Here is a 23,753-nt window from a genome sequence, read left to right on the forward strand (position 1 = left end):
TAAAAGTTGATTTGGATCATGAGGCGCCGAAGTAAAACGGCGTAAAGGCATATTATTTACGTGGTTTTTGTGGTTAATTTATTGAATTTTTTATAAAAAATATTTTTTAAGTTTTGCAGTTATTTTTTAATTAGCGTCTTTGGCTGGTTATCTGCCGGTTAAATAATTTCATTAAATAGGGACTAAATGCATATTTAAGAAATGGGTGTTAATTATTATTTCACCTTCACGTAACAAATCCATCGTCGTGATGTTTTATGGCGGTTTACGCAAAAAAATGCATGGCGTTGTTCAGGTTAAAAATCGAGGGTGAGAGGGGAAAATAGCCGGGCGGCAGTGATGATGCCACCCGGCTTAGGCGTTAGGCGTTTGCCCAGTGGCGACGCTTGGCCTGCTGCAGCTTCTCATAGGCCGCCAGCAGCGCCTGATGCGCCGGCAGCGCCTGCAGATCGCTGTCGATGGCGAACAGCCCGTTGAAGCGCTCTTCACCGCTCATGGCGGCGGAGGCGGCATCCACGGCGTCCTGGCCGTACATTTTGACGAACGCGCTGTGGTACTGAGCCGGGTCGCGCTCCGGCTCCTGCGCGAGCAGCAGCAGCGTTTGCAGGCAGCGATAATAGTTGCTGCGCTGCGGCGTAAATACCGAGGCGTTGAACTCCTGCGTCCATTCCGCCCAGATCAGCGCTTGCTCCATATCGCCGCCGGCCAGTGCCAGCATGGACTTCAGTTCGCCGACGCGCAGGCTGTACCAGGCGTTGTCTTTGCCGGAGGCAATGCCCAGCAGTTCACGTACGCGGGTGAAATCGTCCAGCCCTTCGTCATCCAACTGCTGCAGCAGCGCCAGATATTCTTCCGGCTGCCAGTCGCTGTCAGGCAGCGCCAGCAGGGTGTCGCGCAGATGAGCGCCCATGCTGTTGTTGGCCAGCAGCAGATCTTCCGCCGGGTAGATATCGGACATGCCCGGCACGATGATACGGCAGGCGTAAACGCCAAGGTGCTCGTAATCGGCGATGTACACTTCGGCGTCTTCCTGCTGGAAGATGGCCATCAGCGTGGCGAACTCTTCCTGCGTGCTGCCGCTGAAGCTCCAGTCGGCGAACGGGTAGTCGGCGTCCTGTTTGAACATATCCCAGGAGATCAGGCCGCTGGAATCGATAAAGTGGGTTTCCAGGTTGGCATGTTCCGCCACTTCTTCATCATCAAAGGTTGGCGCGGTGAACACGTCCAGATCTTTCAGGCTGCGGCCCTGCAGCAGTTCGGTCACCGTACGCTCCAGCGCGACGCCGAAGTCCGGGTGGGCGCCGAAGGAGGCGAAACAGGTGCCGTTGGCCGGGTTGAACAGCACTACGCAGATTACCGGGTACTTGCCGCCCAGCGAAGCATCATAGGAAAGGATCGGGAAGCCTTCCTCTTCCAGCTTGGCGATGGCCTCAACCACGCCAGGGTAGCGGTTCAGCACCTCGGCCGGAATTTCCGGCAGGCTGATGGATTCGGCGATGATGCGGTTCTTCACATAGCGCTCAAACACTTCAGACAGTCCCTGTACGCGCGCTTCGTTTGCGGTGTTGCCGGCGGACATGCCGTTGGACACGTACAGGTTGCCGATAATGTTCATCGGAATATAAACCGTTTCCTGATCGGACTGACGGGTAAACGGCAGGGCGCAGATGCCGCGTTCACCGTTGCCGGACTGCAGATCGATCAGATCGCCGGCGCTCAGTTCCTGTTCCGGATCGTAGAAGGCGTGCAGGCGCGGATCGAGGATACCCGCCGGCAGCGAGTCGTCCGCCGGGATCGGGAACCATTTTTCGTTCGGATAGTGGACGAAATCGCCGTTGGCGATCTGTTTGCCCAGGTAGAAGTCGGCAAAGAAATAGTTGGTCGACAGACGTTCGAAGTATTCGCCCAGCGCCGACGCCAGCGCCGCTTTTTTGCTGGCGCCCTTGCCGTTGGTGAAGCACAGCGGGCAGTCGCGGTCGCGGATGTGCACTGACCAGACGTGCGGTACCGGGTTGAGCCAGGAGGCTTCTTCAATATTGAAACCCAGATCGCTCAGTTTCTGTTGGAAACGGCTGATGGAATCTTCCAGCGCGGCGTCTTTACCGGGGATAAAAGTTTGCGTCATTGTCTTCACTTAAATGTTTGGAGATAGCAGGTGATCTTAACCATTTCTCTGTTTTGCCGGTAATGAACAAGCAGAGAGGTGCCAGGTGTCAGTGTTTTCCGAGACTCGCATCCGTGCAGCAGCGTGCGAGGTGGAGGCAAGGCGGCGCACACGCCGGCGCCTTGGATCATAAGGCGTTATCTTCTCATACGTCGGGCAGCAAAGGGTAGGCTCAGTCGCGGCAATATTTCTATGTTATTGAATTTATAACCACTGGCCGGGCATTTTTTTCGTCAGCGCCGCAGGGGGAGTGTGGACTTGCCTGGCGGAGCGGTTTTTCCTGGCGTGTCATCGTGCGCGCAACGTGGTTGAGAGTGCTAAATGATAGGGGGATACGCTAACTGTCTGGTTTGTTATGTTTTATTTGTAATACAAATAAATGTACACAAAAATAACAACTATGTATAATTGTATTACAAATATCTCACGGTGTGCGCCGTGAATGTTAATTTTCTCATAACATTGTGAGCGAAATTGACGGTTATTCGATGTTGGTAAAAGGAAAGAAAAATGCACGCTCCACAGCAGAGCACCGGTAAGCGCTGGTTCTTTACCGCTTATCGCCTGCTTTTTGTCATACTCAGTTTTTGTATCGGTCTGTTTTTTGTTATCTGGGGAGGAAAACTGGTTTCGTTAGGCGGTAGTGCGTATTACCTGCTTGGCGGCCTGGCCTATCTGATTATCGCCGTTTGTTTTCTCGTCCGCAGTAAACATACCTTCTGGCTCTCCCTCATCACCTTCTTCCTGACGCTCTGTTGGGCGCTGTATGAAGTACAGTTCAGCTATTGGGGCCTGGTGCCGCGGCTGGTGGTACCGGCGCTGTTATTGATGCTGAGCCTATGGCTCATCCCGACGCTGCCGCAAACCGGCAACGGCCGACGCCGTCTGGCGAACTGGGGTGGCCTGGGCATTTTTGTGGTGCTGCTGGCGACGTTGGTGGCGGCGTTTTATCCGCATAATGTTATTCGCAACGACGTGACGCTGAGCAAGCCTGACGCGCAGGCCAAGCCGGCAACGGGTGAGGATGATTGGGAATTCTTCGGGCGTAGTGCGTCCGGCACGCGTTTTGCGCCGTATACGCAAATCACGCCGGAAAACGTTAAAGATCTCGACGTTGCCTGGGTTTACCACACCGGTCGTCGTACCACCGGCAGCGGCATCGGCGTGGATGAAAATACACCGCTGCAGGTGGGCAATGTGCTTTATTCCTGTACGCCGGAAAACCTGATCACCGCGCTGGACGCGGACAGCGGTAAAGCGCTGTGGAAATTCGACCCGCAGGCAAAAACGGCGGAGCATGTCACCTGCCGCGGCGTCGGCTATTACGACGCTAATAAAGACGACAGCCTGAGCGCGAGCGAAAAGAGCACGCCAGCGTTGCAGCAGTGTCCGCAGCGTATCCTGGTTTCCACCGTTGACGCACGTTTTATGGCGCTGAATGCCCGTACCGGCGAACTGTGCCCGGGATTTGGCGATAACGGCAGCGTCGACCTGAAGCAAGGCATGGGCGATACCGAAAACAGCAAACGCTATCACCCGACGGCGGCGCCGGTGGTGATGGGGCATATCGCCATTATCGGCGGCTGGGTGCGTGATATTGTGCACGGCGAGCCTTCCGGCGTGGTGCGCGCGTTTGACGTGCGTACCGGCGACGTGGCCTGGGCTTGGGACGTCGGCCAGCCGGAAAATGTCACCGATCCGGTAAAAGGGCGCGCCTATACGCTGGAAACGCCGAACGTTTGGACGATCCCAAGTTTCGATAAAGCGCTGAACCTGGTCTATCTGCCGACCGGCAACGGTCCGCCGGATTACTGGGGCGGCGATCGTAACGAAGCGAAAGAGAAATACGGTTCGGCCATCGTGGCGGTCGATGCCAGTACCGGTCAGACCAAATGGGTTTACCAGACCGTTCATCATGATGTCTGGGACTACGATTTACCGTCGCAGCCGGTGCTGTTTGATGTGAAGAATGAGCAGGGGGAAACTATTCCCGCGCTGATTCAGACCACCAAAACCGGCCAGATCTTTGTGCTGGATCGCCGTACCGGCAAACCGGTTACGCAGGTGGAAGAGCGGGCCGTGTCGCAGGAAGGTGTGGCGGAAGGAGAACGACTGTCTGCCACGCAGCCTTTCTCGGTCGGCATGCCGCAAATCGGCGTCGAGCCGCTGACGGAAAAATCGATGTGGGGCGTCTCGTCCTTTGACCAGTTGTTGTGCCGCGTCAGCTTTAAAGAGTCGGCTTATCATGGTATGTACACACCGCCGTCGGAGAAGCCGTATATCGAGTGGCCAAGCCTGCTCGGCGGAATGAACTGGGGAGGTATCTCAATTGATGAGCGTAGCGGGTTGATGTTTGTCAACGATATGCGTATGCCATTGCGTATGTCGCTGGTCAGAAAAGAGGACGTTGCGAAATATAAAATCTCCACCGACGAAGTCCCCGGTTTTATGGGGACGGTGCGTCCGCAGATCGCCGGGCCTTACGGCGGCGTACGTATCGATATCCTGCAGTCGGCGCTGGGCGTGCCGTGTAATACGCCGCCGTTCGGCACCATGACCGCCATCGATTTGCACAGCAAAAAGCTGGTATGGCAGGTACCGATGGGCTCGGTACAGGATACCGGGCCGCTGGGCATGAAAACCCATATGCCGATCCCGCTGGGGATGCCAACCCTGGGCGGCCCGACTGCCACCGCCTCCGGACTGGTGTTCTTTGCCGGCACGCAGGATTACTATCTGCGCGCACTGGATTCGGCAACCGGTAAGGAACTGTGGAAAGCGCGTCTGCCGGTCGGCGCCGTCGCCGCGCCGCTGATTTACCAGTCACCGAAAACCGGTAAGCAGTATGTGGTGATTTCCGCCGGGGGCAGCAGCCATTCGCCGGACGTGGGCGATTACATCATTGCCTACGCCTTGCCGCAGCATTAATCGCCTGTCAGCAACCGCCGAACGCGTCTGCGTTTGGCGGTTTTTTTCGTTTATCTAGCCGCCAAGCCGCATCTCCTTCCTGTCTTTCCCCACGCCGTACGCCCGCCCATCCATCATGTCATTCTGGTCAACTAAACTTGCCGCTGGATCAGGAACATGTCTTATAAAGCGCCGTATCTATCACGGTTTTTATTATGATAAAGGCGATAATTCAGCGGGTTAATTAATTCGGGGGATGTAATGAAAACGTTCAAACGTAGTCTCTTGGCGCTTTTGCTGGCTGGAATCAGCGGTTCGGCGCTGGCGCTGCCGACGGTCACTATTCTGGCGACCGGCGGCACCATCGCCGGCGGCGGTGAATCGGCAACCAAATCCAATTATCAGGCGGGCCAACTGGGCGTAGAGGCGCTGGTCAATGCCGTGCCGCAGCTGAAAGAGGTGGCAAACGTTCAGGGGGAACAGATCGTTAATATCGGTTCGCAGGATATGAACGATGAGGTTTGGCTGAAGCTGGCGAAGAAAATCAATGCCGACTGCGCTAAAACCGATGGTTTTGTGATTACCCACGGCACCGACACGCTGGAAGAAACCGCCTATTTTCTCGATCTGACGGTGAAGTGCGACAAACCGGTGGTGATGGTCGGTGCCATGCGTCCGGCGACGGCGATGAGCGCCGACGGGCCGTTCAACCTTTACAATGCGGTGGTGACCGCGGCGGACAAGCAGTCGGCCGGACGCGGGGTGCTGGTGGCGATGAATGACAGCGTGCTGGATGCGCGCGACGTCACCAAAACCAGCACCACGGCGGTACAGACCTTCCAGTCGCCAAACTACGGCCCGTTGGGGTTCATTCATAACGGTAAGATAGACTACCAACGTACGCCGCAGCGTAAACATACCCGCGCTACGCCGTTTGATGTCAGTAAACTGGATAGCCTGCCGAAAGTGGGTATTGTCTACAGCTATGCCAACGCGTCGGATGCGCCGGCCAAGGCGCTGATTGATGACGGCTATCAGGGCATCGTCAGCGCCGGTGTCGGCAACGGTAACCTTTATAAAACGCTGTTTGATACGCTGGCGACCGCGGCGCATCAGGGCGTGGCCGTCGTTCGCTCCTCCCGCGTGCCGACCGGCGCCACCACGGAGGATGCGGAAATTGACGACGCCAAATACGGGTTTGTCGCTGCCGGCACCCTGAACCCGCAGAAAGCGCGTATTTTGTTGCAACTGGCGCTGACGCAAACCCGGGATGCGGCGCAGATTCAGCAGATGTTTAACCAATATTGACAGTCATGATGTAAAAGGGCCGCGCCGGCCCTTTTTTCGCCGCTCCGGCGAGCGTGGCGGACGGATAATAAATGAGCCAGCCTTACGCGAAAATGCAGCACAAAAATCTGTGATAAACCGCTGAATTAGCCGCCATCATTGATTTTTGGTATAAAAAAAGTGGTTCACAGGGTGACATCGCTGAGAAGGGCGCTGGGCGTTTTCTTTTCGTGGATGAATAAGCGTTGCAGCCGGGGGGCGCGAGTGATAAAACCGATGTGCTGGATGTCACACTTATCCGGCGTCGGGCGTATTCAGTCAGCCAGGCAAATTTGGCGAAATAAGTGAATGTGGTGAGGGGAAATGACTCAGGTTTATAATTTTAGTTCTGGCCCGGCAATGCTGCCGGTGGAAGTTTTGCGTCGCGCGGAACAGGAACTCTGTAACTGGCACGGCCTCGGAACATCGGTGATGGAAATCAGTCACCGCAGTAAGGAGTTTATTGCGGTTGCCGAGCAATCCGAACAGGATCTGCGCGATCTGCTGAAAATCCCCTCGAACTACAAGGTACTGTTTTGCCACGGCGGCGCCCGTGCACAGTTTGCCGCGCTGCCGCTGAACCTGCTGGGCGACAACGCCAGCGCCGACTATATCGACGGCGGCTACTGGGCGCAGAGCGCTATCAAAGAAGCACGGAAATATTGCACGCCGAATGCTATTGATGTGAAGACCGAGGTCGACGGCCTGTCTGCTATTTTGCCGATGAACGAATGGCAACTGAGCGACGATGCGGCCTATGTGCATTACTGCCCGAATGAAACCATCGACGGCATCGCCATCGATGAAACGCCGGACTTCGGTGACAAAGTGGTTATCGGCGACTATTCCTCCACCATTCTTTCCCGCCCGCTGGACGTCAGCCGCTTCGGCGTTATCTATGCCGGCGCGCAAAAAAACATCGGCCCGGCGGGTTTGACGCTGGTTATCGTGCGTGAAGACCTGCTGGGCAAAGCGCGGCGTGAAGTACCGTCCATTCTGGACTACACCGTGCTGGCCGAGAATGGCTCGATGTTCAATACTCCGCCGACGTTTGCCTGGTATCTGTCCGGTCTGGTGTTTAAATGGCTGAAAGAGCAGGGCGGCCTGATCGAAATGCAAAAACGCAACCAGGCCAAGGCCGAGCTGCTGTACGCCGCGATTGATAATTCCGACTTCTATCGCAGCCGGGTGGCGCCGTCCAACCGTTCCTGGATGAACGTGCCGTTCCAACTGGCCGACGGCGCGCTGGACAGCGTGTTCCTCAGCGAAGCCGAGGCCCTTGGCCTGCAGGCGCTGAAGGGGCACCGCGTGGTAGGCGGCATGCGCGCCTCTATCTACAATGCGATGCCGCTGGCCGGCGTACAGACATTGACCGATTTTATGGCAGACTTCGAGCGTCGCCACGGTTAATTGCCGTTTCCCGTCTATGACGGGAACATTGGCTGTTGTTGCATGCAAGCGGCTCCGGCATTATTACCGGAGCCGTTTCGTTTATCAGATTTGGAGAGTATTTTTTCACATGGTGGATTCCCTGACGTTACAACCGGTTGCCCTGGTCAATGGCACCGTCAACTTACCCGGCTCCAAGAGCGTATCCAATCGGGCTCTGCTGCTGGCGGCAGTGGCGCAGGGTACGACCCGTTTGACCAACCTGCTCGATAGCGACGATGTGCGGCATATGCTGAACGCGCTGCAGGCGCTGGGGGTCAGCTATCAGCTCTCTGCCGATCGCACTGAATGCACGGTTACCGGCGTTGCCGGGCCGCTGCAGGCTGCACAGCCGCTGGAGCTGTTCCTCGGTAATGCCGGCACCGCCATGCGTCCGCTGGCCGCCGCGCTGTGTTTGGCCGCCGGGGACGTGGTGCTGACGGGCGAACCGCGGATGAAAGAGCGGCCGATCGGCCATCTGGTGGATGCCCTGCGCCAGGGCGGCGCGCAGATTGATTATCTGGAGCAGACCGATTATCCGCCGGTGCGCCTGCGCGGCGGCTTCCGTGGCGGCGATGTCACCGTTGACGGTAGCGTATCCAGTCAGTTTCTGACCGCGTTGCTGATGACCGCGCCGCTGGCGCAGCAGGATACCCATATCCATATTAAAGGCGATCTGGTCTCCAAGCCGTATATCGATATTACGCTGCACCTGATGAAAACCTTCGGGGTCGACGTCAGCCATGACAACTACCGCGTGTTCCGTATCGCCGGGGGCCAGACCTACCGCTCGCCGGGGGACTACCTGGTGGAAGGCGATGCTTCTTCGGCGTCCTATTTCCTGGCGGCGGCGGCGATCAAGGGCGGTACGGTGCGCGTGACCGGGATTGGCCGCAATAGCGTGCAGGGCGATACCAAATTTGCCGACGTGCTGGAAAAAATGGGCGCGCATATCACCTGGGCGGACGATTACATTGAGTGTCGTCGCGGCGAGCTGAAAGGCATTGATATGGACATGAACCATATCCCGGATGCGGCGATGACCATTGCGACCGCCGCGCTGTTTGCCGACGGCCCGACCACTCTCCGCAATATCTATAACTGGCGGGTGAAGGAAACCGATCGCCTGGCGGCGATGGCCACCGAACTGCGCAAAGTCGGCGCGACGGTTGATGAAGGCGAAGACTATATCCACGTCGTGCCGCCGGCCAAACTGCAGTTCGCCGAGATCGGCACGTATAACGATCACCGCATGGCGATGTGCTTTTCCCTGGTGGCGCTGTCGGATACCCCGGTGACCATTCTCGATCCGAAATGTACCGCGAAAACCTTCCCCGACTATTTCGAGCGGCTGGCCAGCATCAGCCAGCCGGCATAATCCTTATCAAGGCCCCGTTCGGGGCCTTTCTTGTATTTTACGGCGGCGAAGCCCGGCGTTTCTTCTATACTTTTTGCCCATTGGTGGCCTTATTTTCGGCAACCGGGCGTATGCAGGGTAACAGTTCAGGCCGTTGCAGCGTATAATACGCCACCGAACCCGCCCCGACTGGGCTGGGTAGCAGGTTGGTCCGGCGCCGGTCAGTGTTACAGCAGTGGCGGCGGCTCGGACTCTGCGAGGTTTTTTACCCGAAGGAGAACGCAACATGACGGCTACAGCCCCGGTGATTACCGTTGATGGACCAAGCGGCGCAGGCAAGGGCACACTGTGCCAGGCATTGGCCGAATCGCTTGGCTGGCGCCTGCTGGATTCCGGCGCGATTTATCGCGTGCTGGCCCTGGCTGCGCTGCATCATCAGGTTGATATCACGTCAGAGGAGGCGCTGGTTCCGCTGGCCGCACATCTTGACGTCCGGTTTGTCGCGGAGAACGGCAAGCTGCAGGTGATTTTGGAAGGTGAGGACGTCAGTAATGAAATCCGCACCGAAACCGTTGGCAATACGGCCTCTCAGGCGGCGGCATTCCCGCGGGTGCGCGAGGCGCTGCTGCGTCGGCAGCGCGCGTTTCGCGAAGCGCCGGGCCTGATCGCCGACGGTCGCGACATGGGTACGGTGGTTTTCCCCGATGCGCCGGTTAAAATTTTCCTCGACGCCAGTTCTGAAGAGCGCGCGCATCGCCGTATGCTTCAGTTGCAGGCGAAGGGCTTTAATGTTAACTTTGAACGTCTTTTAGCCGAGATAAAGGAACGGGATGACCGTGACCGTAATCGGCCGATAGCGCCGCTGGTGCCGGCTTCCGACGCTCTGGTGCTGGACTCGACCAGCATGTCGATCGACGACGTTATCCGGCAGGCGCTGACATATGCGCAGGAAACACTGGCGTTGCCGCAGCAATAAGCGCGGCGACGTAGCGTTATTTGCAAATTTGTCATCTGATTGACATAGCAGTATCATGATATATCGGGTAAAATTTTACCCCTGTAACCTTATAACCCTGTCGGCATGGAGCCAATGGCGGGGTATGTTAAACAACCCCATTCGGCGGGACGCTAAATGGACGTTAAATCAAAGAACCCTGAAGATTATCAACATGACTGAATCTTTCGCTCAACTTTTTGAAGAATCCCTGAAATCAATCGAAACCCGCCCAGGTTCCATCGTGCGCGGCGTTGTTGTTGCTATCGACAAAGACGTAGTACTGGTTGACGCCGGTCTGAAATCTGAGTCCGCCATCCCGGCAGAGCAATTCAAAAACGCCCAGGGCGAACTGGAAATCCAGGTTGGTGACGAAGTTGACGTTGCTCTGGATGCAGTAGAAGACGGCTTCGGTGAAACCCTGCTGTCCCGTGAGAAAGCTAAACGTCACGAAGCTTGGATCACGCTGGAAAAAGCTTACGAAGACGCTGAAACTGTGACCGGTGTTATCAACGGCAAAGTTAAAGGTGGTTTCACTGTTGAGCTGAACGGCATCCGCGCGTTCCTGCCAGGCTCCCTGGTTGACGTGCGTCCAGTACGCGATACGCTGCACCTGGAAGGCAAAGAGCTTGAATTCAAAGTGATCAAGCTGGATCAGAAGCGCAACAACGTTGTTGTTTCTCGCCGTGCGGTCATCGAATCCGAGAACAGCGCAGAGCGCGATCAACTGCTGGAAAACCTGCAGGAAGGCATGGAAGTTAAAGGTATCGTTAAGAACCTCACTGACTACGGTGCATTCGTTGATCTGGGCGGCGTTGACGGCCTGCTGCACATCACTGACATGGCTTGGAAACGCGTTAAGCACCCAAGCGAAATCGTCAACGTGGGTGATGAAATCACCGTTAAGGTACTGAAGTTCGACCGCGAGCGTACTCGTGTTTCCCTGGGCCTGAAACAGCTGGGCGAAGATCCATGGGTTGCTATCGCGAAACGTTACCCAGAAGGCACCAAGCTGACTGGTCGTGTCACCAACCTGACTGATTACGGCTGCTTCGTAGAAATCGAAGAAGGCGTTGAAGGTCTGGTACACGTTTCTGAAATGGATTGGACCAACAAAAACATCCATCCGTCCAAAGTTGTTAACGTGGGCGACGTTGTGGAAGTTATGGTTCTGGACATCGATGAAGAACGTCGTCGTATCTCCCTGGGCCTGAAGCAGTGCAAATCTAACCCATGGCAGCAGTTCGCGGAAACCCACAACAAGGGCGACCGTGTTGAAGGTAAAATCAAGTCTATCACTGACTTCGGTATCTTCATCGGCCTGGACGGCGGCATCGACGGCCTGGTTCACCTGTCTGACATCTCCTGGAACGTTGCAGGCGAAGAAGCAGTACGTGAATACAAGAAAGGCGACGAAATCGCAGCGGTTGTTCTGCAGGTTGACGCAGAGCGCGAGCGTATCTCCCTGGGCGTTAAGCAGCTGGCTGAAGACCCGTTCAATAACTACCTGTCTATGAACAAGAAAGGTGCTATTGTTACTGGTAAAGTCACCGCAGTTGACGCTAAAGGTGCTACAGTTGAATTAGCAGGCGGCGTAGAAGGTTACCTGCGTGCATCTGAAGCCTCTCGCGACCGCGTTGAAGATGCAACTCTGGTTCTGAACGTAGGCGACGACGTTGAAGCTAAATTCACCGGCGTTGACCGTAAGAACCGCGTTGTAAGCCTGTCCGTACGTGCTAAGGACGAAGCTGACGAGAAAGATGCTATCGCGACTGTTAACAACAAACAGGAAGAAGGCAACTTCTCTAACGCAATGGCTGAAGCTTTCAAAGCGGCTAAAGGCGAGTAATGACGGGGGGGCGGTGTTTCCCGCCCCCGATACGGTAGTTTAGCTGCAAAGCTTGGAGGAACTATGACCAAGTCTGAACTTATTGAAAGACTTGCTGGCCAGCAATCTCATATCCCGGCGAAGGCCGTTGAGGATGCAGTGAAAGAGATGCTAGAACATATGGCTGCGACATTGGCTGATGGCGAGCGCATCGAGATCCGCGGATTCGGCAGTTTTTCTCTTCACTACCGTGCCCCGCGCGTTGGTCGTAACCCAAAAACCGGCGATAAGGTTGAGTTGGACGGCAAGTACGTTCCTCACTTTAAACCGGGTAAAGAGTTGCGCGATCGCGCCAATATCTATGGCTAATTGCCCATAGCGTTATTGCTTGTAAAGAATATAAAACGGTGCCTGTTGGCGCCGTTTTTTTTTACCTCTAACGCAGTCTGATGACAGACGATATACCGCCAGCTTCTCCTGTGGTTACCTCCTGATTTTGCGCATTGTCGCGCATCCTTAACGTAAGGCTTGCTCAATAGAAATTAAGCCTGCGCTGTGTATTCCGTTACTCGTTTTTTGGCCGATAACCGGCGGAGTATCAACGTACTCTCCCTGCAATCATGATGTGTTTACCGGGAGAGCATTATCAAAATTTCCGTAGATATTGCCGCCATTGCTCTGGTGCTGGGGATGGCGCCGCTGCTGTTCTTGCCGCAGTTGCCGGCACCGTTGTTGATTGCGGGCCTGGCGTTGGTGATGGTGTACTGCTGGCGACAAACGCCATCGGCGTATTGTCAGTATGCCGCCTGGCTGCTGTGCGGGTTTATGTTGGCCTGCGGCAGTGCGCAGCAGCTTACGCGCCAGATCTCTGTGTTAAGCGGTAAGCCGCTTAATCTGACGGTCAGCGTTGTCAGCGTCGCGCTGGCTGACCACGAGCCGGGAAAGGTACTGTTTCGCATTGAGCAGGTTAATGGCCGTTGGCTGTTCCCGGCGTTGTCATTTAGCGCTTATTGGAAATATTCGCCGTGGTGTGCCGGGCAACGCTGGCAGCTTAAAGCGCGTTTACGTCCGGTACACAGCCGCTTGAATCAAGGCGGCTTTGACAGCCAACGCTGGGCGATGGCGCGTCGTCAGCCATTGAGTGGTTATGTACAGTCCGCCGCATTGCTTGATGCGCAGTGCAGCTGGCGCCAGCGTATTGTCAGCGCTGCGCAGCGGCGTACGGAAGGATTATCTCATCAGAGTACTTTACTGGCGCTGGCGTTTGGCGAACGCGCTCTGCTGAACCAGACGGAACGGAATCTGTTTCTTAAAACGGGCATCGCGCATTTAATGGCGATTTCTGGCCTGCATATTTCACTGGCGGCCGTGCTGGCGTGGTGCCTGCTGCGGCTGATGCAGCTCTCGTTGCCGGTCGGCTGGATTGGCTATCGCTTGCCTTTGGTTGGCGGCGTGCTGGCGGCGCTGGGATACGTATGGCTGGCTGGCGCTCAGCCGCCGGCGGTGCGTGCGCTGCTTGCGCTGACGCTCTGGACGCTGGTGCGTTTGCGGGGCATCTGCTGTACCCCATGGCAGATTTGGCTGTGGTGCGTTTGTCTGATTCTGTTGAGCGATCCGTTAGCAATATTGTCCGACAGCTTTTGGCTGTCGGCACTGGCGGTAGCGGCCTTGATCTTCTGGTTTGAATGGGCGGCGCTGCCATCACCTTTCAATGCTGGTTGGTATTGGGCACCGCTGCGTTGGCTGCATATCCAACTCGGTATGACATTGTTACTGATGCCGATGCAGTTCGGGTTGTTCCACGGCGTGACCTGGACGTCATTGCCGGCTAACCTCTGGGCGGTGCCGATTGTATCGTTGCTCAGTGTCCCCATGATTCTGTTTGCTATTATCGCCGGGGCCGGGAGCGCCGCGGCGGGTTGGTTCTGGAGCTGGGCCAATCTGTCGCTGACATGGGCCATCTGGCCGTTGCCATGGCTGGAGCAGGGATGGCTGCGCGTAGGCAGTGCGCTGCTGCCGTTCAGTGTGCTGGGGTGGTTAAGCGTGCTCGGCTGGCGTTTACGCTGTTGGGTCAGTTCTCCTGGTGGTTGTATCGCCGTATTGCTCTGTTGCCTGACGTGGCGTGAGCGTCAGGCAGATTATCGTTGGCGTGTCGATATGCTGGATGTGGGGCATGGCCTGGCGGTGGTGATCGAACGTGACGGCAAAGCGGCGGTGTATTCTCCTTTGCATGCCGCCGGCCATTATGCCTGCGTACAGGGACGGCAGTGGCAATGGCGCGGGCTTAATTTCCGCGTGTTGTGGCCTCCGCAGCGCCTGAAGCATGTGGGCAATGATGATTCCTGTACGATTCGCGTCGATGATGGAAGATTCAGCCTGCTGTTAACCGGCGATCTGGAAGCCCGAGGGGAGTCGGCATTGCTGAAACAGCGCGCCGAGTTACCGTCCACCTTGCTGCAGGTGCCGCACCATGGCAGTAAGACCTCATCTACGCCGCCATTTCTGCGGGCGGTGGCGCCGGCCGCGGCGTTAGCCTCCGCTTCCCGCTACAATCAGTGGCGCCTGCCTGCGGAAAAAATCATCGGGCGTTACCGTTCCTATCGCATTGCATGGCATGACACTTCACGCTCCGGGCAGTTGAGCGTGCTGTTTTTCGACAATGATTGGCAAATTAAAGGCTTTCGTGAGCAATTAATGCCCCGTTGGTACCATCAGCGGTTTGGAGAAAGGGGGGATAATGAGTAAAATGGGCCGCTATTTCTTCCGATGCTGGTATTTGCATGATGAATGATAAAGATCTCTCGACCTGGCAGACATTCCGTCGTTTATGGCCGATGATCACCCCTTTCAAGGCAGGGTTAGTTGTTGCTGCTATTGCGCTGGTTTTGAACGCAGCAGGCGATACCCTGATGCTATCCTTGCTCAAACCTCTGCTGGATGACGGCTTTGGTAAAGCAGACAGCAGCGTTCTGGTGTGGATGCCGCTGGCCGTGATCGGGCTGATGTTGATGCGCGGCGTAACCAGCTTCATTTCAAGTTATTGTATTTCCTGGGTATCTGGGATGGTCGTGATGCATATGCGCCGGCGGCTGTTTGGTCATATGATGCGTATGCCGGTATCCTTCTTTGATCAGCAGTCTACCGGTACATTGTTGTCGCGTATTACCTACGATTCCGAACAGGTGGCCTCATCATCTTCCGGTGCGCTGGTGACCGTGGTGCGTGAAGGCGCTTCAATCATCGGCCTGTTTATCATGATGTTCTACTACAGCTGGCAGCTGTCGCTTATCTTGATCGTACTGGCGCCGATTGTTTCTATCGCTATCCGCATGGTCTCCAAGCGTTTCCGTAATATCAGTAAAAGCATGCAAAATACGATGGGGCAGGTGACCACCAGCGCTGAACAGATGCTGAAAGGGCATAAGGAAGTTCTGATTTTCGGCGGCCAGCAGGTGGAGACCGAACGTTTTAACACGGTCAGTAACCGTATGCGCCAACAGGGGATGAAACTGGTTTCCGCCTCATCGATTTCCGACCCGATTATTCAGCTGATTGCCTCGCTGGCGCTGGCTTTCGTCTTGTTCGCCGCTAGCTTCCCTAGTGTGATGGCGACCCTGACAGCGGGTACCATTACCGTGGTGTTCTCCTCCATGATTGCACTGATGCGTCCGCTGAAATCGCTGACTAACGTCAATGCTCAGTTCCAGCGCGGCATGGCGGCTTGCCAGACGCTGTTCTCCATTCTGGATATGGAACAGGAAAAAGATACCGGCACGCGCGAAATCAAGCGCGCCAAAGGGGATGTCGAGCTGCGTAATGTCACCTTCTACTACCCGGGGAAAGATACGCCGGCGCTGCGTGATATCAGCCTGACGATTGAGGAAGGCAAAACGGTCGCCTTGGTCGGACGCTCCGGTTCGGGTAAATCGACGATTGCCAATCTGCTGACCCGCTTCTACGACATTCAGCAAGGCGAGATCCTGATGGATGGGCACGATTTGCGTGAATACACGCTGGCGTCGCTGCGCGATCAGGTAGCTCTGGTGTCGCAGAACGTCCATCTGTTTAACGATACTATCGCCAATAATATCGCCTATGCGCGTGAAGACCGTTATAGCCGTGAAGATATTGAGAAAGCGGCGCGAATGGCTTACGCCATGGACTTTATCGAGAAAATGGATCAGGGTCTGGATACGGTGATCGGTGAAAACGGCGTGATGCTTTCCGGCGGCCAGCGCCAGCGTATCGCCATCGCCCGTGCTCTGCTGCGCGATTGCCCGATACTGATCCTGGATGAAGCTACCTCGGCGCTGGATACGGAATCCGAACGTGCGATTCAGGCGGCGCTGGACGAACTTCAGAAGAACCGCACCTCGCTGGTTATCGCCCACCGCCTGTCCACTATTGAAAAAGCGGATGAGATTTTGGTGGTTGAGGACGGCCGTATCGTCGAGCGTGGCGAGCACGCTGATTTGCTCGCGAAGCAGGGTGCTTACGCGCAGCTGCATCGCATGCAGTTTGGTGAATAATGATCGAACGTATCTGGTCCGGCAGTTCGCTGCTCTACCTGCTGTTACTACCGCTCTCCTGGCTGTATGGCCTGGTGAGCGGGCTTATTCGGCTGAGCTACAGGCTCGGCTGGCGTAAAAGCTGGCGCGCGCCGGTGCCGGTGGTGGTGGTGGGTAACCTGACCGCCGGCGGCAATGGCAAAACGCCAACGGTTATCTGGCTGGTCGAACAGCTGCAGCAGCGTGGTTACCGGGTTGGCGTGGTTTCCCGCGGCTATGGCGGCAAATCGGCGGTTTATCCGCTGGTGCTGAATGCACAGACGACGACCCGGCAGGCCGGGGATGAGCCGGTGTTGATCTATCAGCGCACCGCGGCTCCGGTGGCGGTATCGCCCAAGCGTACGGAAGCGGTACAGGCGCTGTTGGCGCAGCACGATCTTGATCTGGTGATTACTGATGACGGCCTGCAGCATTATGCGTTGCAGCGCGACGTTGAGCTGGTGGTGATTGACGGCGTGAGGCGTTTTGGCAACGGCTGGTGGCTGCCGGCCGGGCCGATGCGCGAGCGCGCCAGCCGTTTGCAGAGCGTTGATGCCTGCATTACCAACGGCGGGGTGGCGCAGCCGGGTGAGATCGCCATGAAGCTACAGGCGCGTGACGCGGTAAATATTGCTACTGGCGAACGGTTGCCGGCGGCGCAGCTGCCGCAGGCGGTTGCGATGGCGGGCATTGGCCACCCGCCGCGTTTTTTTGCCACGCTGGAAAAGCTGGGCGTTAACGTCGCGCGGGAAGTGGCGTTTGCCGATCATCAGGACTATAGCCCAGAGCAGCTGCAGGCGCTGGCCTCACCGGGTCAGACGCTGTTGATGACGGAAAAAGACGCGGTTAAATGCCGCGCCTTTGCTCAGGATAACTGGTGGTATTTGCCGGTTGACGCCGTTTTTCCCGAAGAACAGGCCGCATCACTGCTGCAACGTATCGAATCCCATCTGAAGAAGTAAATCAGGCCTCCAGCGCGCCAAGCCCCAGCGCTTGCGCGCAGGCCTGTAGTGAACGCTGCTGCGTTTGCCGGTACAGCGTCAGTTCATCCACCACTTTCATGCCGAGCGCCTGCTCAAAAGCGCTGCGGCTGGAAGTGGCATTATAATGTGCCTGCGCGTTGTCTCCCAAATTTGACTGGAAAATGCCGGCGGCGCTGACCGGCAGAAAATCTTCATACACCAGCGGCTGGAAGCGGATGTAATCCTCAGCGATTAACTGCTCCAGCGTCCAGCTGTCATCCAGACGTTCCTTCGCCGCCAGCCCGAGTTCGGTAGGGAAGTAGCGGAACCAGGCCAGGCGTTGCTCGCGCAGCGTCGGATAGTCATCCGGGAATGCGCGGAAGTTGTCCTGCAACAGTTGGTAATAATGCGCCGCATTGCCTTCGCTTGGCGTGGCCTGCAGCGCATCGTTGGTTGCCTGCAGCAGGCGATCATACAGAGCGCGGCCTTCGGGCGTCAGTGCGACGCCGCGTTGCTCTATCTCGCCAAAGCGCGCCGTGTGTTGTCCCATTACGGCGGCGCCGTCGCTTTCAACAAAAGCTACCTGTTCCACCAGTGCTTTAAAGCTGGTTTGCCGCAGCAGAATCGGGCAGCGGCGACGGGGCGGGCCTTCGATAACGGCTTTAGGCGTGATCCCCCGTTGCGGCATGGTGCTCTGCGCCGCATCAATATCCAGCGTGCGCGGCGTTAGATGGTTAATGTGCGGCCCTTTAAAGGCCACCACATCGGCAATCAGCCGGTGTTGATCGTGTAACTGCTGGTATTCGGCGGCGCTGACGGTAGCCTGGCTGTGCCAGCGGAAGGTTTCCAGCGCCTGTTCAACAAATTCGGCTGCCTGCTCAGCGGTCAATCCGCTCTGGTTTTCATGTTGCTCGATTAGCGCCAGCGCTCGGTCGGTGAAAATATAGCGGCGTTCTAGCAGGCGTTGCGCCAGCGCACGCAGTTCAGGCTGATCAATCAGCTCCAGACGTAATAATGAGGTGAATACGCGGAAAGGGCTGGCCTGAAGATCCTGTTCGTGAACGGCGCGAAAGGCGGTGGAGTGTACCGGTACGCCCGCGGGCGCCAGATCGTAATAACCAACGGGCGACATGCCCATCACGTTAAACAGCCGGCGCAATGTCGTCAGTTCTTCAGCCGTGCCGACGCGGATGGCGCCATGACGCTCCATGGCCAGGCGCTCTATTTCACCGGTGATTTGTAACTGATGTGCCAATTCGCTATCGCTGCTCAGTACCTGGCGGTTGGTCTCAGCTACCAGACTTAATAGCTCACCATAGAGCGGCACCTCTTTTTGATACATTTCCGACATCGCCAGAGAGAACCGGCTGCGGATTTCATTGGGTGAAACGAACTGCTGGGCAGTCATGCGCATCGCTCCTTTGTTCAGTTTTATCTGAAAAATGACGGTTCCGGTGAAAGTGCTGCCGATCATGCCGTTCACCTTGTTATCACTCCAAGTTTAGTCATCGGGTTATGGATTTGTTATATGTTGCGTAACCATATTAGATTTTTATGCGTTAGCTCTCATTTGCGGCATCGGGAGCGCCATTCAAGCATCAAAAAAACGGCGAGGCGGGTTTTCTTTACCGTACTTTGCAAAAAATAATTCGATACTAATCATGGGTATAAAATTAAATGACACGCAGGGATAAAAATAGTGTGAAAACCCCCTTGTGTAATCTGGGGTTTTATGAGTAAATGAATTCGGCCTGTGATTCAGACCTATTTATGTACGAGACAAGATTTAGAAGTTTAGGTAATCAGTTTACTAAGCAGTTCCTCCATAAACGTTATCATTCGATTCCGCTTCAAAGACGAACCTTCTAAGTACCTCCCATAAGTAATGTTTCTGCAATGGCCAAAATTGCCTTATGGCAGGTTTTGTAAATATTTAAAAGGTAAATGTAATGTCTAAGAAGACCGGTCAGGTTAAGTGGTTCAATGAGAGTAAAGGTTTTGGTTTCATTGAGCAGCAAGACGGCGGCAAAGATGTATTCGTACACTTCTCCGCAATCATGACCGATGGTTTCAAGACCCTGGCTGAAGGCCAGCGCGTTGAGTATACCATTGAAGACAGCCCGCGCGGGCCGGCTGCCGCCAACGTTGTTGCTCTGTAAGTTTTACAGGAAATAGCGTATAGAGATCTTGATACAACCTTGATGAGGCGCTTGCCGAGTCATGCGGAAGATATTAAGTTCAATAAGCCCGCCGTTGTGCGGGTTTTTTATTTGTTGCTCATGAGAGGTTTGTTACGAAAAACTTTAGGATGGGCGGTTAGCATCCAGACAATAATAACAAATAGCGTTGTTACGGATGCCCGAAAGAAAGGAAATAATTATGTTTAAAAATACAATGTTAAAAATGGGCCGTGTAAAATGGTATGACCAAGCCGCAGGCTACGGTGTGATTTTACCGGTTGACGGCAGCGATGAAATTTATGTGAACCGTCGCGCTATCGCCAATACGAAAAACAAGTCATTAAATGAAGGTCAGAACGTTGAGTTCTCGATCTGTCGCAGCTCACACGGGCTGTCCGCCGCAGACGTTATCGCGTTCTAAGGCATCCTCCTTCCTCGCCAGTGCCGGTGTCGCCACCCCCTCGCACTGGCGAAGAAAACATCAAACTCTTCTTCATTCCATCATAGCTCTTTAACCATTGCCATGATCATTGGCAAGCAGCCGCCTAGCCCTGATATTTTCGCATCTCCCTGATGCACACGCTGAAGAAAAATGAGCAAACTTCCACTATTCTCAAGCGATTGATTAATCACCTGGATATCCATATGTCCGTTCCGGTTATTTCACTGGCCGCAGCCCGTGTGCTGCATCTGGCCGCTCAGGGGTTGTTGACGCCGGCGAAACGCAAAGCCGGGCCAGAAGATGTGGTCGCCGCCATTCAACGCATGGGGCTACTGCAAATTGATACCATCAGCGTTGTTGCCCGCAGCCCTTATCTGGTGTTATTCAGCCGGCTGGGGGATTATGCGCCACAGTGGCTGGAGCAGGCGCTGGCCGGCCGACAGCTCTTTGAGTACTGGGCGCATGAAGCCTGTTTTCTGCCGATTGAAGACTTCGCCCTATTGCGTCATCGCATGCTGAACCCGCAGGGGATGGGATGGAAGTATTCGCAGGAGTGGGTGGAAAAGCATCAGGGTGCGATTAACGATATATTGAGCCATATCGCTGCAAACGGGCCGCAGCGCTCGGCGGATTTTAACGCGCAGAAGAAGGGCGGTAACGGTTGGTGGGAGTGGAAACCGGAGAAGCGTCACCTTGAAACGTTGTTTACCGCCGGCAAGCTGATGGTGGCCGAGCGACGTAATTTTCACCGGGTTTATGATTTGACCGAACGCCTGTTGCCGGACTGGGATGATGCCAGACAGGCATTGTCCGAAGAAGAGGCGCGCCGGGTTATGTTGGCACGTACCTGTCGCTATCTGGGGATTTTTAAAGCGGAGTGGCTGGCTGACTATTATCGCCTGAAGCGCGTTGCGCCTAAAAAACTACTCCAGCAGCTGCAGCTGCAGGGCGAGATCCTGCCGATAAAGGTTGCACAGCTGTCGGGCGATTTTTATCTGCACCATTCACTGGCTGAGGCGCTGCCGCTGGCCGAGCAGAACAAGCTGCGCTCACGGGTCACCACGCTGCTTTCGCCGTTTGATCCCGTGGTGTGGGATCGCCGCCGGGCGCTGGAATTGTTTAATTTCGACTATCGACTGGAATGCTATACGCCGAAAGGAAAGCGGCAGTATGGCTACTTTACGTTACCGGTGCTCAATCGCGGCGAACTGATTGGGCGCATCGATGCGAAAATGCATCGGCGAACCGGGGAATTTGAGGTGATCAGTTTCCATCTGGAGCCCGGTGTTCGTATGGGCAAGCAGCGCTGTCAGGATCTGTTTCAGGCTATTAGCCGTATGGCGAAGTGGCACGGCGCTGGGCGAGTCAGACTGAGGGCGGTACCGGGAGCATTGCGTGAGCAGTATGGCGAAATTTGGCAAGTGGGATAACGAACGGCGTTGTTTCTGGGGGGGTAAAACGAGTGACATCGCCGTTCGTTACAGGCTTGGCCCCTTAGGCGCTGAAATTAGCGAACAGGGCGATAATTTTATTGATACGTTTCATCATTGGCAGGTGTTTGCATAATTGTGTGACTTACGTCACAAATATTACGCCTGCTTGGCGGGCAACACAACCCCCACGCCATTTTGGCGAAAAGCACAGCAGTAAAACCAGCAATGATTAACCTGCGCTGGCGCGTTATGTTATTCTCATGCACATTCCCCACAGTCATATCTCTCCCCATGGAGGAAGCATGGATCACCGTTTGCTTGAAATCGTTGCTTGCCCGGTCTGCAACGGAAAACTGTACTTTAATAAAGAAAATCAGGAATTGGTCTGCAAGCTGGACGGCTTGGCATACCCGTTACGCGATGGTATTCCGGTGCTGCTGGAAAACGAAGCGCGCACGCTGTCGCCGGATGAGAAGCAAGCATGAGTTTCATCGCAATAATTCCGGCTCGTTATGCATCGACTCGCCTGCCGGGTAAACCGCTGGCGGATATCCACGGGAAGCCGATGGTGGTGCATGTGATGGAGCGCGCGCGTGAATCCGGTGCCGAGCGGGTGATTGTCGCCACCGATCATCCCGACGTAGCCCGTGCGGTCGAGGCCGCCGGCGGTGAGGTGTGCATGACCCGCGAAGATCATGAGTCCGGCACCGAGCGTCTGGCGGAAGTGATCGAGCATTACGGTTTTGCCGATGACCAGATCATCGTCAATGTGCAGGGGGATGAGCCGCTGGTGCCGCCGGTGATTATTCGTCAGGTGGCGGAAAATCTGGCGGCGAGCAGCGCCGGTATGGCCACGCTGGCCGCGCCGATTGAAACGGCGGAAGAGGCGTTTAATCCGAATGCGGTGAAAGTGGTGATGGATGCCGAGGGCTACGCGCTCTATTTCTCCCGTGCCACCATCCCTTGGGATCGTGAGCGTTTTGCGCAGTCTAAAAGCGCGATTGGCGATAACCTGCTGCGTCATCTCGGTATTTATGCCTACCGCGCCGGTTTTGTCCGCCGCTATGTCAGCTGGGCGCCAAGCCCGCTGGAAAAAATCGAGCTGCTGGAGCAGCTGCGGGTGCTGTGGTACGGCGAAAAGATTCACGTTGCGGTGGCAAAGGCCATCCCGAGCGTCGGCGTAGATACCGCAGAAGACTTGCAGCGCGTGCGCGACAGCCTTAACACGTAGATTTCCCTGAGCTTACCGGCCGTTCGGTGCCGGTAAGCTTGCTCACCGTTTTAGTTTCCACCCGCGTTTGCGTAAAGCGAAGTCATTTGCTCTTATTCTTCAATCTTCTCGCCATTTCCCTTTAAACGCTGCCACAAACTGCCCAGGGTTTCGTACCAGGCGCGTTCGCTATGGCTGAGGAACATGGCGGAAGGCAGTACCCGATCCCAGATATTCAGCGGTGAAGTGATGGCCAGTTGGTTGGCCGGTGCCGGAATTGGCCGCAGCCCCTGCGCCTCGAAAAAGCGCATGGCGCGCGGCAGATGGTTGGCGGAGGTCACCAGCAGAAACGGCTGCCGGCCAATCAGTTTGGCGACCTGCGCCGCCTCTTGCTCGGTATCCACCGGGCGATCCAGCACCACGATATCGCGGCGCGGCACGCCCAGGCTTTCCGCCACCCGCGCTGCGGTTTCCGCATTGCTCAAGGTATTGGCGCCGCGCGCGCCGGTAAACACCATTTTCGCGCCGGGATGTGCAAGATACTGCCGTACGCCTTCGGTAACCCGCGGCAGGCTGTTGCCGATCAGGTTTGAGCTGGGCGCCCAGTCCGGATTGAAAGTGTAACCCCCGCCTAAAACCACGATATAATTGACCGGGTCATGACCGCGATAGGTGGCGTAGGTGGATTCAATCGGCCGCAGCAGCCGATCGGCGACCGGCTGCAGGCTGAAAAGCAGTAAAAACAGCCAGCTCAGGCTGAGAATTACTTTCCCGCTTTTCTGCCAGCGGGTGAACCACAGCAGCAACAGCGCCAGCGCCATCAGTAACAGCAGGGCGGGCAGCGGCATCATGATGCCGCCAATAAACTTTTTCAGGTTGAACAGCATTAAAAATCCGGTCCTTTTGGGCGAAAAAACGACATCCGGGCACATTCCGGCCGTAAGAAGATTTATTCTATGCCAGTCTGTGCCAAAA

19 protein-coding genes are annotated in these 23,753 nt (G+C 55.8%); 15 read left to right on the forward strand and 4 right to left on the reverse strand.

Annotated elements, in window-relative coordinates; all coding sequences use genetic code 11:
• Positions 1–361: 361 nt before the first annotated feature.
• Entirely contained in the window at positions 362–2,125 is a 1,764-nt protein-coding gene (gene ycaO, locus TAN611_RS08455) for a 30S ribosomal protein S12 methylthiotransferase accessory factor YcaO (protein WP_105230518.1), read from the reverse strand.
• A gap of 549 nt (positions 2,126–2,674) precedes the next feature.
• Here ycaO and TAN611_RS08460 point away from each other — a divergent pair.
• From TAN611_RS08460 to lpxK, 10 genes are all read left to right on the forward strand, one after another.
• Positions 2,675–5,092 (forward strand): membrane-bound PQQ-dependent dehydrogenase, glucose/quinate/shikimate family, encoded by a 2,418-nt coding sequence (locus tag TAN611_RS08460; protein WP_197951694.1) that lies wholly within the window; start codon positions 2,675–2,677, stop codon positions 5,090–5,092.
• A gap of 240 nt (positions 5,093–5,332) precedes the next feature.
• Positions 5,333–6,379: an L-asparaginase 2 gene (gene ansB / locus TAN611_RS08465; RefSeq protein WP_203067536.1), complete on the forward strand. Its 1,047-nt coding sequence runs from the start codon at positions 5,333–5,335 to the stop codon at positions 6,377–6,379.
• 342 nt (positions 6,380–6,721) lie between these two features.
• Positions 6,722–7,807: a 3-phosphoserine/phosphohydroxythreonine transaminase gene (gene serC, locus TAN611_RS08470; RefSeq protein WP_105230520.1), complete on the forward strand. Its 1,086-nt coding sequence runs from the start codon at positions 6,722–6,724 to the stop codon at positions 7,805–7,807.
• A gap of 109 nt (positions 7,808–7,916) precedes the next feature.
• Entirely contained in the window at positions 7,917–9,203 is a 1,287-nt protein-coding gene (gene aroA, locus TAN611_RS08475; RefSeq protein ID WP_187043354.1) for a 3-phosphoshikimate 1-carboxyvinyltransferase, read from the forward strand.
• Between the two features lie 265 nt (positions 9,204–9,468).
• Entirely contained in the window at positions 9,469–10,158 is a 690-nt protein-coding gene (gene cmk, locus TAN611_RS08480; protein WP_105230522.1) for a (d)CMP kinase, read from the forward strand.
• A 193-nt stretch (positions 10,159–10,351) separates the two neighbouring features.
• Positions 10,352–12,025 carry a 30S ribosomal protein S1 gene (gene rpsA / locus TAN611_RS08485; RefSeq protein WP_041411759.1) on the forward strand — a complete coding sequence of 558 codons (1,674 nt, stop codon included), beginning with the start codon at positions 10,352–10,354 and terminating at the stop codon, positions 12,023–12,025.
• A 63-nt stretch (positions 12,026–12,088) separates the two neighbouring features.
• Positions 12,089–12,373, forward strand: a complete 285-nt coding sequence (gene ihfB / locus TAN611_RS08490; protein WP_015671760.1) for an integration host factor subunit beta — start codon at positions 12,089–12,091, stop codon at positions 12,371–12,373.
• A gap of 321 nt (positions 12,374–12,694) precedes the next feature.
• Positions 12,695–14,749 carry a DNA internalization-related competence protein ComEC/Rec2 gene (locus tag TAN611_RS08495; protein ID WP_203067537.1) on the forward strand — a complete coding sequence of 685 codons (2,055 nt, stop codon included), beginning with the start codon at positions 12,695–12,697 and terminating at the stop codon, positions 14,747–14,749.
• Positions 14,750–14,784: 35 nt separating this feature from the next.
• A complete protein-coding gene (msbA, locus tag TAN611_RS08500) occupies positions 14,785–16,533 on the forward strand; it encodes a lipid A ABC transporter ATP-binding protein/permease MsbA (RefSeq protein ID WP_203067538.1) in 1,749 nt (582 codons plus the stop codon).
• Positions 16,533–17,513, forward strand: a complete 981-nt coding sequence (lpxK, locus tag TAN611_RS08505; protein ID WP_105230525.1) for a tetraacyldisaccharide 4'-kinase — start codon at positions 16,533–16,535, stop codon at positions 17,511–17,513. The genes msbA and lpxK overlap by 1 nt, the downstream gene beginning before the upstream one ends.
• Before the next feature lies 1 nt (position 17,514).
• On the opposite strand, the gene TAN611_RS08510 is transcribed toward lpxK, so the two are convergent.
• Positions 17,515–18,921: a VOC family protein gene (locus tag TAN611_RS08510; protein WP_203067539.1), complete on the reverse strand. Its 1,407-nt coding sequence runs from the start codon at positions 18,919–18,921 to the stop codon at positions 17,515–17,517.
• Positions 18,922–19,462: 541 nt separating this feature from the next.
• Between TAN611_RS08510 and TAN611_RS08515 the strand changes: the two genes are divergently transcribed.
• The gene (locus tag TAN611_RS08515) at positions 19,463–19,672 is read left to right on the forward strand and encodes a cold shock domain-containing protein (protein WP_015671765.1); all 210 of its coding nucleotides are present in this window, start codon (positions 19,463–19,465) and stop codon (positions 19,670–19,672) included.
• A gap of 220 nt (positions 19,673–19,892) precedes the next feature.
• The gene (locus TAN611_RS08520) at positions 19,893–20,114 is read left to right on the forward strand and encodes a cold-shock protein (RefSeq protein ID WP_105230526.1); all 222 of its coding nucleotides are present in this window, start codon (positions 19,893–19,895) and stop codon (positions 20,112–20,114) included.
• A gap of 80 nt (positions 20,115–20,194) precedes the next feature.
• Here TAN611_RS08520 and TAN611_RS08525 read toward each other — a convergent pair whose 3' ends face one another.
• Positions 20,195–20,338, reverse strand: a complete 144-nt coding sequence (locus TAN611_RS08525) for a hypothetical protein (RefSeq protein ID WP_158684790.1) — start codon at positions 20,336–20,338, stop codon at positions 20,195–20,197.
• Here TAN611_RS08525 and TAN611_RS08530 point away from each other — a divergent pair, their 5' ends adjacent.
• The 3 genes from TAN611_RS08530 (at position 20,339) to kdsB (ending at position 22,799) form a co-directional block, all read left to right on the forward strand.
• Positions 20,339–21,565 (forward strand): winged helix-turn-helix domain-containing protein, encoded by a 1,227-nt coding sequence (locus TAN611_RS08530; RefSeq protein ID WP_203067540.1) that lies wholly within the window; start codon positions 20,339–20,341, stop codon positions 21,563–21,565. It abuts the gene before it with no gap.
• A gap of 305 nt (positions 21,566–21,870) precedes the next feature.
• On the forward strand, positions 21,871–22,053 hold the full coding sequence (locus tag TAN611_RS08535) for a Trm112 family protein (RefSeq protein ID WP_105230528.1): 183 nt from the start codon (positions 21,871–21,873) through the stop codon (positions 22,051–22,053).
• On the forward strand, positions 22,050–22,799 hold the full coding sequence (gene kdsB / locus TAN611_RS08540; protein ID WP_105230529.1) for a 3-deoxy-manno-octulosonate cytidylyltransferase: 750 nt from the start codon (positions 22,050–22,052) through the stop codon (positions 22,797–22,799). The genes TAN611_RS08535 and kdsB overlap by 4 nt, the downstream gene beginning before the upstream one ends.
• Before the next feature lie 92 nt (positions 22,800–22,891).
• On the opposite strand, the gene elyC is transcribed toward kdsB, so the two are convergent.
• Positions 22,892–23,665: an envelope biogenesis factor ElyC gene (elyC, locus tag TAN611_RS08545; protein ID WP_105230530.1), complete on the reverse strand. Its 774-nt coding sequence runs from the start codon at positions 23,663–23,665 to the stop codon at positions 22,892–22,894.
• Between the last annotated feature and the right edge of the window lie 88 nt (positions 23,666–23,753).

Origin of the sequence: Serratia sp. Tan611 (assembly GCF_905188235.1) — a bacterium.
GTDB lineage: Bacteria > Pseudomonadota > Gammaproteobacteria > Enterobacterales > Enterobacteriaceae > Serratia_B > Serratia_B rhizosphaerae.